Origin of the sequence: Thermosipho globiformans (genome assembly GCF_003990895.1) — a bacterium.
Lineage (GTDB): Bacteria > Thermotogota > Thermotogae > Thermotogales > Fervidobacteriaceae > Thermosipho > Thermosipho japonicus.
The window spans coordinates 24081-35537 of the sequence record NZ_BHXD01000008.1 but is presented as its reverse complement, the minus strand read 5'-3'; the positions used below and the strand labels follow the sequence as shown (position 1 = coordinate 35537).

General features: G+C 31.8%; 15 protein-coding genes. 10 read left to right on the top strand and 5 right to left on the bottom strand.

What is annotated here, in order from left to right; all coding sequences use genetic code 11:
• The first annotated feature begins 166 nt into the window (after positions 1 to 166).
• The 10 genes from atoD (at position 167) to EO083_RS06570 (ending at position 8667) form a co-directional block, all read left to right on the top strand.
• Complete coding sequence (gene atoD, locus EO083_RS06615) at positions 167 to 817, top strand: acetate CoA-transferase subunit alpha (RefSeq protein WP_126993376.1); 651 nt, start codon at positions 167 to 169, stop codon at positions 815 to 817.
• On the top strand, positions 814 to 1458 hold the full coding sequence (locus EO083_RS06610) for a 3-oxoacid CoA-transferase subunit B (RefSeq protein ID WP_126993375.1): 645 nt from the start codon (positions 814 to 816) through the stop codon (positions 1456 to 1458). The genes atoD and EO083_RS06610 overlap by 4 nt, the downstream gene beginning before the upstream one ends.
• A 23-nt stretch (positions 1459 to 1481) precedes the next feature.
• Entirely contained in the window at positions 1482 to 2684 is a 1203-nt protein-coding gene (locus EO083_RS06605) for an acetyl-CoA C-acetyltransferase (RefSeq protein WP_126993374.1), read from the top strand.
• 108 nt (positions 2685 to 2792) lie between these two features.
• Complete coding sequence (locus tag EO083_RS06600) at positions 2793 to 3179, top strand: GntR family transcriptional regulator (protein WP_126993373.1); 387 nt, start codon at positions 2793 to 2795, stop codon at positions 3177 to 3179.
• Positions 3154 to 3936: an ABC transporter ATP-binding protein gene (locus EO083_RS06595; protein WP_126993372.1), complete on the top strand. Its 783-nt coding sequence runs from the start codon at positions 3154 to 3156 to the stop codon at positions 3934 to 3936. Before EO083_RS06600 ends, EO083_RS06595 begins: the two co-directional genes overlap by 26 nt.
• The gene (locus EO083_RS06590; RefSeq protein ID WP_126993371.1) at positions 3933 to 4676 is read left to right on the top strand and encodes an ABC transporter permease; all 744 of its coding nucleotides are present in this window, start codon (positions 3933 to 3935) and stop codon (positions 4674 to 4676) included. Before EO083_RS06595 ends, EO083_RS06590 begins: the two co-directional genes overlap by 4 nt.
• A gap of 2 nt (positions 4677 to 4678) precedes the next feature.
• On the top strand, positions 4679 to 5932 hold the full coding sequence (gene estD / locus EO083_RS06585; protein WP_126993370.1) for an esterase EstD: 1254 nt from the start codon (positions 4679 to 4681) through the stop codon (positions 5930 to 5932).
• A 1-nt stretch (position 5933) separates the two neighbouring features.
• Positions 5934 to 6260 (top strand): YbjQ family protein, encoded by a 327-nt coding sequence (locus tag EO083_RS06580; protein WP_126993369.1) that lies wholly within the window; start codon positions 5934 to 5936, stop codon positions 6258 to 6260.
• 155 nt (positions 6261 to 6415) lie between these two features.
• Complete coding sequence (dnaK, locus tag EO083_RS06575) at positions 6416 to 8212, top strand: molecular chaperone DnaK (RefSeq protein ID WP_004101858.1); 1797 nt, start codon at positions 6416 to 6418, stop codon at positions 8210 to 8212.
• A gap of 26 nt (positions 8213 to 8238) precedes the next feature.
• Positions 8239 to 8667, top strand: coding sequence for an Hsp20/alpha crystallin family protein (locus EO083_RS06570; protein ID WP_126993368.1), 429 nt, complete (start codon positions 8239 to 8241; stop codon positions 8665 to 8667).
• Between the two features lie 51 nt (positions 8668 to 8718).
• Here EO083_RS06570 and fliE read toward each other — a convergent pair whose 3' ends face one another.
• Genes fliE through EO083_RS06545 form a run of 5 tightly spaced genes read right to left on the bottom strand, consistent with a single transcriptional unit; the run spans position 8719 to position 11442 of the window.
• On the bottom strand, positions 8719 to 9006 hold the full coding sequence (fliE, locus tag EO083_RS06565; protein WP_126993367.1) for a flagellar hook-basal body complex protein FliE: 288 nt from the start codon (positions 9004 to 9006) through the stop codon (positions 8719 to 8721).
• Between the two features lie 5 nt (positions 9007 to 9011).
• Positions 9012 to 9425 carry a flagellar basal body rod protein FlgC gene (gene flgC / locus EO083_RS06560; protein ID WP_004101852.1) on the bottom strand — a complete coding sequence of 138 codons (414 nt, stop codon included), beginning with the start codon at positions 9423 to 9425 and terminating at the stop codon, positions 9012 to 9014.
• Positions 9426 to 9436: 11 nt separating this feature from the next.
• Positions 9437 to 9820, bottom strand: coding sequence for a flagellar basal body rod protein FlgB (flgB, locus tag EO083_RS06555; RefSeq protein WP_126993366.1), 384 nt, complete (start codon positions 9818 to 9820; stop codon positions 9437 to 9439).
• A 21-nt stretch (positions 9821 to 9841) separates the two neighbouring features.
• Positions 9842 to 10684, bottom strand: a complete 843-nt coding sequence (locus EO083_RS06550; RefSeq protein WP_126993365.1) for a DMT family transporter — start codon at positions 10682 to 10684, stop codon at positions 9842 to 9844.
• Complete coding sequence (locus EO083_RS06545; protein WP_126993364.1) at positions 10681 to 11442, bottom strand: metallophosphoesterase; 762 nt, start codon at positions 11440 to 11442, stop codon at positions 10681 to 10683. Before EO083_RS06545 ends, EO083_RS06550 begins: the two co-directional genes overlap by 4 nt.
• Positions 11443 to 11457 lie beyond the last annotated feature (15 nt).

Sequence of the window (11457 nt, the reverse complement as noted above, 5' to 3'; positions counted from 1 at the left end):
TTTCTTTTTTTAAAACAATAATAAGTAAGAATCAAAATATTTCTTAGCTTAACATTTTAGTAACAAAAAGGTATAATAATTATTGTGAATTTATACACATCTTTTTATATTAAAATTATAAACTTAATAAATTTGTATATTATTGACAAAAAAGGAGGGAAAAGCGTTGAAAATCATTGACCTTTCAGAAATAAGTAATTTGATTAAAGAAGGTTCAACAATAATGATTGGTGGATTTTTGGGGGTTGGAACACCTGAAAAGATCATTGACGAAATCATTAAAAACAAAATTAAAAATCTAACAGTGATTGCAAACGATACGGCTTTTGAAGATAAGGGAATAGGAAAACTTGTAAGAAATAAACTCTGTAAAAAAGTAATAGTCTCACACATAGGAACAAATCCAGAAACCCAAAGACAAATGATTGAAGGAACATTACAAGTAGAACTTGTACCTCAAGGAACTCTTGCTGAAAGAATTCGTGCAGGCAGTGTTGGCTTAGGTGGAATTTTAACACCAACAGGAGTTGGAACAATTGTTGAAGAGGGAAAACAAATTATTGAAATTGAAGGAAAAAAGTACTTATTAGAACTACCACTTAGGGCTGACATTGCATTAATAAAGGCCAAAAAAGCTGATTATCTTGGAAACCTCGTCTTCAATTTAACGGCGGAAAATTTTAACCCCTTGATGGCACTTTCAGCTGACACAGTAATTGTAGAAGTAGAAGAAATTGTACCAACAGGAAGTCTTTCACCAAATGAAATAAAAATTCCCGGAGTTATAGTTGATTACATTGTGGGGGTGGAAAAATGAACCCAAAAGAAAAAATTGCAATAAGAGTTGCTAAAGAGTTGAAAGAAGGACAGCTTGTAAATTTAGGAATAGGTCTTCCAACGTTAGTTGCAAATTACATACCTGAAAATGTACATGTATTTTTTCAAAGTGAAAATGGTATTGTAGGAATGGGGCCTGCACCTGAAGAGGGTTTTGAAAATAAAGATCTTACAAATGCTGGTGGACAATTTGTTACTGCACTCCCTGGTGCAATGACTTTTGACAGTGCATTTTCATTTGCTCTAATTAGAGGTGGACACCTAGATGTAACTGTACTTGGTGGATTACAAGTTGACGAAGAAGGGCATCTTGCAAATTGGATGATTCCTGGAAAGATGATCCCAGGCATGGGTGGTGCTATGGATCTTGTAACCGGGGCAAAAAAAGTGATCGTTGCCATGACACATACTGCAAAAGGAACACCTAAAATAGTTAAAAAATGCTCCTTACCATTAACATCAATCCGCAGAGTTGATTTAATAGTTACTGAACTAGCAGTTATACAACCAACGGATGAAGGTTTGTTACTAAAGGAAATAGCCAAAGAAACTACTTTAGACGAAGTTTTAAGTCTAACTGAAGCAAAATTAATAATCTCTGATGATTTAAAAACATTTTAAATAAAAAGAAGGGGTGGAGGGATATGGTATACATAATAGGTGCAAAAAGAACAGCAATAGGGACATTTGCAGGGAGTTTAAAAGACATACCAGCTCCCAAACTTGGTGCAATTGCTGCAAAGGCAGCTATAAAGCAAGCTGGTATTGAACCATCTGATATTGACGAAACTATAATTGGCTCTATTCTTACAGCTGGGCAAGGCATGGGACCTGGAAGACAAGTTGGAATTTATTCAGGTATTCCAGTTGAAAAACCTGGATTTACTGTAAATATGCTTTGTGGCAGTGGAATGAAAGCAACAATGTTAGGTGCTGTTGACATTATGCAAAAGGAAGCAGAAGTCGTTTTGACAGGTGGTATAGAAAACATGTCAGCATCACCTTATCTTCTACCTGCTAAAGCAAGATATGGTCTTAAATTTGGAAATTTTGAAATGATTGATCACATGATATTAGATGGTCTAACAGATGTATTTAATAACGTACACATGGGAATAACAGCAGAAAATCTTGCAGAAAAATACAATATAACTAGAGAAGAACAAGACAAATTTGCATATGAAAGTCAAATGAAAGCAAAAGCAGCAATAGAAAGTGGAAGATTTAAAGATGAAATAGAAAAAGTAGAAATTGAGACAAAAAAAGGAACAATAATATTTGATACAGATGAGCATCCAAGATTCGACGTGACATTAGAAAAGCTTGCCAAACTAAAACCAGCATTCAAAAAAGATGGAACGGTAACGGCCGGAAATGCAAGTGGAATAAACGATGGAGGAAGTGCGATACTGCTTGCAAGCGAAAAATACATAGAAAAGAAAGGATTAAAACCTCTGGCAAGGATAGTAGCATGGGCACAAGCAGGAGTAGATCCAATGGAAATGGGCCTTGGTCCGGTACCAGCAACAGAGAAGGTATTACAAAAGGCAGGAATGAAAATGGAAGACATAGAATTGATAGAACTAAACGAAGCATTTGCAGCACAAAGTTTGGCAGTAATAAAGGAATGGAGTAAAAGATTTGGAGTAAGCGAGGAATGGATAAAAGAAAGGACAAATGTAAATGGAGGAGCAATAGCACTAGGACATCCAATAGGGGCAAGTGGTAATAGGATAATAGTAACGTTGCTTTATGAGATGAAGAAGAGGAATTTAAAATATGGACTTGCAACATTATGCATCGGTGGAGGTATGGGGACCGCTGTTATTATTGAAAATATTCAATAAAAATTAAATATGAATCTTTATCCCCAAGCAAAATTTGCTTGGGGTTTTTTTATTGTTTGACAAATTTCTACTGTAATATTATAATATTACAGTAGAAGGAGGTAAAATATGTGGTTTACTATAAACTTTTCTTCACACAAACCTGTATATAAGCAAATTATAGAAAACATAAAACTACAAATCATGAATAAAAAATTAAAAAAAGGAAATTTTTTACCATCTATTAGAAAAATGGCTGAAATGTTAGATGTAAATTTAAACACAGTTTCAAGAGCATACAGAGAACTTGTAAGTGAAGGGATAATAGAGCCAATAAGAGGAGAAGGGTATGTAGTAAAAAAAGACATATTAGACAATTTTAATGAAGAACTTATCAATGAATTAACAATCATAGTAAAAAAGTGTATTAATGCAGGAATGAAAATTGATGATATTTGTAACATAATAAAATCAGCGGGAGGGAAAACCAATGATACTACAAGTAGTAAATCTTAAAAAATATTATAAATCAAAAAAAGCAGTAGATGGAATTTCTTTCAAAGTGGACAAGGGAGAAATTTTTGCACTTCTTGGCCCCAATGGTGCAGGAAAAACTACAACTCTAAAATGCATAATTGGTTTAAGAAAAAAAGATGATGGCCAAATAGAACTAAACGGAAACTTTACATATCTTCCTGAAAAAAAAGAACTGTATAAATCTTTAACAATAAAAAAGATGTTTGAAGTAACTCAAGAATTATCCAAACATTTTAACATTGAAAAGGCATTTGATTATTTAAAAGAATTCAATATTGAAAAAGATGAAAAAATAGCAAATCTTTCACATGGAATGACAACACTGGTATATCTCTCAATAATTCTTTCTGAAGATGTTGATATTTACTTTTTAGATGAACCAACGTGGGGTCTTGACCCTCTAATGCAAAAAAAGGTAATTGTATCCATAAGAAGATTAGCTTTTGATGGAAAAACAGTATTTTATACAAGTCATATCCTTTCTGAAGTAGAAAAAATTGCCGATAAAGTTGCAATTATGAGCAAAGGACATATAGTAGAAATGGGATATTTGGATGAAATAAAAGAAAAATACGTTCTCTGTTCAACAAAAGAACACATCCAAGGATATTTGTATAAAAAAACAAATGATGAAAATATTTATCTATGTAAAAAAGAAGAAGCAAAGGGCGATATTCAACCTGCAAATTTTGAAACTATCTTTGAAGCACTTGTCAAAGGAGGAGATAATATATGAAAAGAGAATGGCTACAAATGAAAGTTAGAGTCATTAGCCTTTTTATTTTATTTACAATTCTTTTCTTTTCACTTGCACCATTTCAAAACTTTACAATAAACATATTAAATGAAAATTCGGAAGCTATTAAAAAATTTGTTGGAGAAAATTTTGTTGAAAAATTAAAAAACTGGGATTACTATATACTCTCCCAATGGTTTGGAAAAAACTTTGGCCAATTTGTTCCAATACTAGCTATAATAATTGCGTTTCCACTTTTTTCAAGAGAATATGAAAATGAAACAATAACATTTTTATTATCACGGCAAAATAGAAAAACTATCTTTCTTCAAAAAACTTTATTAAGTATTTTTGTACTCTTTATTTTAATTACCTACTTTTCTTACTTGCCATACATTTATTCTTTGATAATCTCAAAAGAGTTATCAATTCTTACTGTTTCAAAATTTTATATTCACTCTCTCATTGGTTCATTTTTTTGGTTTTCAATTGTACTTGTATTCACGACATACTTTACCGACCAAGTAAAATCAATTCTTTCTTCTGCAGTATTATTGGGTTTAACAACCACACTAGGGCTACTAAAACCTCTTAAATTTTTTAATACATATAGATATATTCTTGGATATTCAATCTTTGAAAAAGGAAAGGTTGATCTCACATATACAATTGTACTTACTATACTAAGTTTTATCTTTGTCTACTTTTCATATCTAATCTTTAAAGAAAAGGAGGTTTAAATATGAAAAAAGTTATTTTTGTATTACTTGTTGTTTCAATAACTATTTTTCCTATAGAATACCAATTAGTAGCCCAATCATATTTTGAAGGTTTAATTTCCAAAAATTTTGAAAAATGCTATGAGCTTTCCTCAGATATCTTGAAAAAACATCTTCCAGTCGCTAAATTAAAAGAAATATGGGAAGGTATTGAACAAACCTATGGCCCATTTTCAAACATTATTAAAATCACTCCAATTGAAAAAAGTCCATATGTGATTTATATATACACAACAAAATTTCAAAAAGGAGCACTAAATATCTCAATAACTGTAAATAAAGAAGGAAAAATAGACGGCTTATTTTTTAACATTGCACAAAACCTTGAGTACAAAACACCAGACTATGTAAATAATGATAACTTTACTGAAAAAGATATTAAAGTAGGAGATTTACCTGGAAAACTAACAATTCCAAAAAACTCAGCTGATGTTGCTGTAATTTTAATACATGGATCAGGTCCAAATGATATGGATGAAACAATTGGCCCAAATAAAATTTTTAAAGATATTGCTTATGGACTTTCAAGCAATAATATAGCTGTATTAAGATATGATAAAAGGACTTTTCATCCAGAGCTTCTAAAAGACCCAAACAATATAACTGTAAAAGAGGAAGTAATAGATGATGTAGAAAATGCCGTTAAACTTTTAAAAAAAGAAGGATATAAAAAAATATATCTTTTAGGTCACAGCCTTGGAGCATATCTTGCTCCATACATAGCCTACAAAAATCAAAATATATATGGGTTAATTCTTCTTGCACCTCCTGCAAGAAATATAGAAGAAATAACACTAGATCAATTAGAATTTCTTGAAAAACTTTACTCTGGAAAAAATAAAGAAGAAATAAAAAAAGCAAAAGAAGGGGTTAAAAAAATAATAAACAACAAAGCAAGCAAAAATGAAATATTCCTTGGTGCACCAGCAAGTTATTGGTATGATCTTAGAAATTACAATCCTTTAAAATATATAAAACAATTAAAAATTCCAGTACTAATGCTTTTTGGAGAAAATGACTATCAAGTTCCTACAAAAGAATTAGAAATTTTCAAAAAAGAACTTTCAGAAAAGAAAAATATTAAAATTAAAATGTATTCTAATCTGACACATATTTTTACTCCAGGTGAAAAATCTCCATATTCATATTATATTGAAAATCATGTTAGTAAAAATGTAATCGAGGATATCGTATCATTTATAGAAGGGAGGAATTAAAATGATAATAACTACAACAGAAAATATACCAGATTATGAAATTGTTGAAATATTAGGAATTGTAATGGGAAATATAGTTCAATCAAAACATTTAGGAAAAGACATCGCTGCCGCATTTAAAACCCTTGCTGGTGGAGAAATTAAAGCATATACAGAAATGATGACAGAAGCAAGAAACAAAGCAATAGAAAGAATGATAGACGAAGCAGAAAAAATAGGAGCAGATGCTGTGGTAAATGTAAGATTTTCAAGTTCTTCAGTAATGAGTGGTGCCGCAGAAATGCTTGCTTACGGAACCGCTGTAAAGATTAAAAAGTCAAATGAATAACAAACTTATGTAACAATTGCTATAATTTTTAGTAAATTTTAAATTACAACCAAGAATGCCTCTATTTATAGGCATTCTTGATTTTTATTATCTATATTATCACTCTTGACAAAAGACTGCTAATATCATATAATATGTATCGGGAGGTGAAAGATATGGCAAATAAAAAAGAATATGTCGTAGGTATAGACCTGGGGACAACAAATAGTGTTATTGCTTGGATGAAACCAGACTCTTCAGTTGAAGTTATACCAAATGCTGAAGGTGCAAGAACAACTCCATCAATAGTTGCATTCAGTAAAACCGGTGAAATCCTTGTAGGTGAACCCGCAAAAAGGCAACTCATATTAAATTCTGAAAGAACTATTAAATCAATAAAAAGAAAAATGGGAACCGATTATAAAGTAAAAATCGATGACAAAGATTATACTCCACAAGAAATCAGTGCATTTATACTAAAGAAGCTAAAAAGAGACGCAGAAGAATACTTGGGTGGAGAAGTTAAAAAAGCTGTCATCACATGTCCTGCATATTTCAATGATGCTCAAAGACAGGCAACAAAAGAAGCTGGTATAATCGCTGGTTTTGAAGTCTTAAGAATTATAAATGAACCAACTGCAGCAGCACTTGCATACGGTCTTGACAAAAAAGGAAAAGAAGAAAAAGTTCTCGTATACGACTTAGGTGGAGGTACATTTGACGTTTCAATACTTGAAATTGGAGATGGAGTCATTCAAGTTGTTGCAACTTCCGGTAATAACCACCTTGGTGGTGACGATTTTGACCAAAGAATAATCGATTGGCTTGCAGAAGAATTTAAAAAACAACACGGTGTCGATTTAAGAGAGGATAAGCAAGCTCTTCAAAGATTGAGAGATGCTGCTGAAAAAGCGAAGATTGAACTTTCAAGCAAACTTGAAACTGATATAAGCTTGCCATACATAACAGCTACAGCAGAAGGTCCATTGCATCTTGAAATGAGACTAACACGTTCAATGTTTGAATCCTTAACAAGGGATCTTGTTGAAATGACAAGGAAGCCTGTTGAACAAGCACTTTCAGATGCTAAATTAAAACCAGAAGATATCGATGAAATAATCCTTGTAGGTGGTATGACAAGAGTTCCAATGGTTCAAAAATTCATCAAAGAAATATTTGGTAAAGATCCTAACAGAGGAGTCAATCCAGACGAAGCAGTAGCAGTTGGTGCAGCAATTCAAGCAGCTATTCTTGCAGGGGAAGAAGGAGCACAAGGAAAAGATATCGTATTAGTTGACGTCACACCATTAACACTTGGTATTGAAGTAAAAGGTGGTTTGTTTGAACCAATTATCCCAAGAAACTCAACTATACCAATTAAAAAGAGTAAAGTCTTTACAACAGCAGAAGACGGTCAAACAGAAGTAGAAGTAAGAGTATACCAAGGCGAAAGACCAATTGCAGCAGATAACATTTTACTTGGAAGCTTTAGACTTGTAGGAATTCCACCTGCACCAAGAGGTGTCCCACAAATTGAAGTCACATTCGATATTGATAGCGATGGAATTGTTCACGTCTCGGCAAAAGACCTTGGCACAGGAAAAGAGCAATCGATGGTTGTATCCGGTAGGCATCAATTAAGCGAAGATGATATCAACAAGATCATTGAAGATGCTAAGAAATTTGAAGAACAAGATAAGAGAAGAAAAGAAGAAGTAGAACTTAAAAACAAAGCTGATGACCTTGCATACTACATAGAAAAATCACTAAAAGAATATGGTGACAAAATCCCAGCAGATGAAAAAGACAAACTCGAAAACCTAGTTAAAGATTTAAGAGATGCTATAAACAAAAATGACATACCAAGAATAAAGATGTTGTTTGATGAACTTGACAGAGAAAAAACAAAAATTGGAGAGTACATATACAAGCAAAATCAACAAGGTGGAAATCAACAGGCTGAAAATCAATAATAAAAAATATAAAGGGAGGTGAGAGTATGTTAGCAAGAAGAAATTACTTTGACCCATTTGTAGAACTTCAAAAAGAAATTGACAGATTATTTGAAGACTTTGTAAGACCATCAAGATTTGATACCACTCACTTCCCAAAAGTAGATGTTTATGAAACCGACAAAGAAGTGGTTATTGAAGCAGAACTTCCAGGTCTTAAAAAAGATGACGTTAAAATAACAATTGAAGATAACGTTCTTACAATCAAAGGAGAAAGGAAATTCAATCGCGAAGACAAAGGAAAGAATTACAAAATTATCGAAAGAGTAGAAGGATACTTCGAAAGGTCATTTGGACTTCCAGAATATGTTGACGTAGAAAAAATCAAAGCAAAATTCAACGATGGAGTTCTGACAATTGAACTTCCAAAGAAAGAAACAAAAGACAAAAAAGTTATTGATATACAAGTTGAATAATAAAAGAAGGCTCCGAAAATTCGGAGCCTTCTTATTTTTTCACATAGTTATTTAAAATTGCATCCTCATGATTTCCTTATACGCATCAACAATCTTATTTCTAACCTCGACTGTAAGTCTCAATGAAACTGATGCTTTTTCTGCTTCTACAATAACTTCGTGGATATTGCTAATTTTTCCAGTTGCAAAATCATCTGCCATCTGTTCCGCTTTTTTTTGCTGTTCATTTACGCTCTTTAGAGCATCATTAAGTATTTTCGTAAAATCCGTATTTTGTTTTTTCACGTTTGAAGGTTTTAGGTTTCCGTAATTTCCTACACCGTTTATCTTATCTATCACACAAATCACCTCCCAATTTGGAGAGCACTATTTATCATAGCTTTTGTAGTGTTAAATGCAGTAACGTTTGCTTCATATGCTCTTTGAGCATTAATCATATCCACCATTTCCCTTACAACATTTACATTTGGAAGTTTAACATAACCATTTTCATCAGCATCTGGATGTGTTGGATCATAAACTATTCTAAATGGAGATTTATCCTCGTAAATTTTTTTCACAACTACTCCACCATTTTCCAATCTACCATTGATATTTCTCAAAAGTTCCTGGAACACTGGTACCTTTCTTCTATATGGCTCACCATTTTCAGTTCTTGTTGTTTCTGAATTTGCTAAATTATTTGAAATAACATCTATTCTGAGTCTTTGAGCTGACATTCCTGTCGCAGAAATCGTCATTATATTAAATTCATTCATATTTTACCTCCTTACCTAATATTCCTTATAACTGTGTTGTATCTATCAATATTAGCGCTCATAAGCCTGGACAAAGTTTGATATCTAAGTGCATTTTTTACCATTTCTACCATTTCAATATCAATATCTACGTTATTACCATCGTTAGTTAATGAAGTGTTTTTTTGAGTCTTAATAATAGGGTTTACAACTTTTGGAGTTCTTTCTATATGTTTTCCTGAAGTTGTTTTCAAACTCAACTTCATTTTTGATTCATTTAACAATTCTTCAAAAACAATATACTTTCTTTTGTAATTTGGGGTCTCAGCATTGGCAATATTTTGAGAGTGTATTTCCTGCCTTTTAAGTGCAACATCCATTGCCGCTTTCAAAGTTGAAAAATTTGAATTGAACATGTCTTTACCCCCTTTTCATAGTTATTTTTCTACGTGTCTATAAAAATTCCTAAAATATTTTTCAGGAATTATTGATAATATCAAAGCAAACATAGTTAAAACTACACCAAAAATCTGTAACATATCAAGCCTTTCAGAAAGTAAAATAATTGAAAAAATAGTTGCAAATACAGGCTCACCTACAAAAATCAGTGCAGAAGTATTGCTTCCAACCACTTTTTGATACTTTGCCTGTGCTATTAACGCATAAATCGTAGCAAAAATCGCCGTAAATAAAGCTACACTAAATATTTTAACATCTGTTTTCCATGATTGATTCAAACCAAAGAGTGAATTTAATACTGCAACCATTAAAAACTGAGAGGTAAGTAAATCTTTTTCGGGGCTTTTTTTAGAAAATTCTGTAACCAAAACAACATGTAACGCGTAAAGAATTGCACAAAAAAACGTTAAAATATCCCCAAAATTTATACTATCAACACCTCCAGAAAGAAGATACTCACCTATCATAGCAATTAAAAAGGAAAATATTTGTACCTTATTTGGTTTTTCTTTTTCAATAAAATAGGAAAAAATAGGAATTAATACTATATAAAAAGCAGTAATAAAACCACTTTTAGAAGATGTTGTTAGTGTGAGTCCCCACGTCTGGGCGGCGTATGATACTCCAAGTACTACTCCTAATATTAAACCATATTTATTGCCTTTTCCAAAAACAAAAAATGAAAGAAGTGTTGCAATCCAAAATCTTATAGCATTGTAAGCAAAAGGAGAAATATCAACTAAAACCATCTTTTGGATGGGGAAGGTTAATCCCCAAATTAATGTAACTAACAACAAATTTACAATAGCAACTATCTTCATAAATCTCCCCCCAGTTCAAAAATTGATATTTTATCCTCATTAATTTTTTCATTAATAGCAATTAAATTATAACTTGTTTCTTTCAATTCCTGCTCGTTTTCAGGAATAAGCAAAGTAGTTAAATGACCACCATAAACACAACCAGTATCTATATTTATATCCACTATTTTACCATTTATCTTTAAAAAAGAGATTTTGCTATCATATGTCGGAGTATGACCATGAACAAGCACATAACCTTCAATTGGCTCAACTATTCTATACCAAATATTGCTTTCAGAAAGTGGAATTTGATTTTCTTGTAAAAATGAACTATAGTCACCTTTCCATCTAATTGCCTCATCTAAAGGATAATTTGAAGGTAAATTTGCATGGGAAAATAAGAATCTAACCTTTCCATATAAAGTTTCAACATGTAAAAATTTGAGTCTCTCAAAAAAGAAAAAGTACTCTTTAATCTTTTCTATGCTCGAAAATGATTTTAAAGTGTAAAAGCCTCCGTTATTTTCAGACAACCAACTAGACCTACCTGTCTTTATATATCTAATCATCATATCCTCATGATTTCCCAGCAAACAAACTTTAGGCCTAATTTCAATAACTTTATCAACAACCTCTTTTGAACTAGGACCTCTATCAATATAGTCTCCCAAAAATATATACCTTATTTTAAATTTTCCGAAGTTTTTATTAATATAATCCAATAACAACTGAAATTCATAGAAACAACCGTGTATATCAGAAAAAACTGCTATCATAATTTATCACCAAAA

Bases quoted from the DNA above. Each gene is read 5' to 3' on its own strand.
- EO083_RS06600 (WP_126993373.1), top strand. From the start codon at position 2,793: ATGTGGTTTACTATAAACTTTTCTTCACACAAACCTGTATATAAGCAA.
- EO083_RS06545 (WP_126993364.1), bottom strand. From the start codon at position 11,442: ATGATAGCAGTTTTTTCTGATATACACGGTTGTTTCTATGAATTTCAG.
- EO083_RS06590 (WP_126993371.1), top strand. From the start codon at position 3,933: ATGAAAAGAGAATGGCTACAAATGAAAGTTAGAGTCATTAGCCTTTTT.
- flgB (WP_126993366.1), bottom strand. From the start codon at position 9,820: ATGTTCAATTCAAATTTTTCAACTTTGAAAGCGGCAATGGATGTTGCA.
- flgC (WP_004101852.1), bottom strand. From the start codon at position 9,425: ATGAATGAATTTAATATAATGACGATTTCTGCGACAGGAATGTCAGCT.
- EO083_RS06550 (WP_126993365.1), bottom strand. From the start codon at position 10,684: ATGAAGATAGTTGCTATTGTAAATTTGTTGTTAGTTACATTAATTTGG.
- EO083_RS06580 (WP_126993369.1), top strand. From the start codon at position 5,934: ATGATAATAACTACAACAGAAAATATACCAGATTATGAAATTGTTGAA.
- EO083_RS06595 (WP_126993372.1), top strand. From the start codon at position 3,154: ATGATACTACAAGTAGTAAATCTTAAAAAATATTATAAATCAAAAAAA.
- EO083_RS06605 (WP_126993374.1), top strand. From the start codon at position 1,482: ATGGTATACATAATAGGTGCAAAAAGAACAGCAATAGGGACATTTGCA.
- EO083_RS06570 (WP_126993368.1), top strand. From the start codon at position 8,239: ATGTTAGCAAGAAGAAATTACTTTGACCCATTTGTAGAACTTCAAAAA.
- EO083_RS06610 (WP_126993375.1), top strand. From the start codon at position 814: ATGAACCCAAAAGAAAAAATTGCAATAAGAGTTGCTAAAGAGTTGAAA.
- estD (WP_126993370.1), top strand. From the start codon at position 4,679: ATGAAAAAAGTTATTTTTGTATTACTTGTTGTTTCAATAACTATTTTT.
- dnaK (WP_004101858.1), top strand. From the start codon at position 6,416: ATGGCAAATAAAAAAGAATATGTCGTAGGTATAGACCTGGGGACAACA.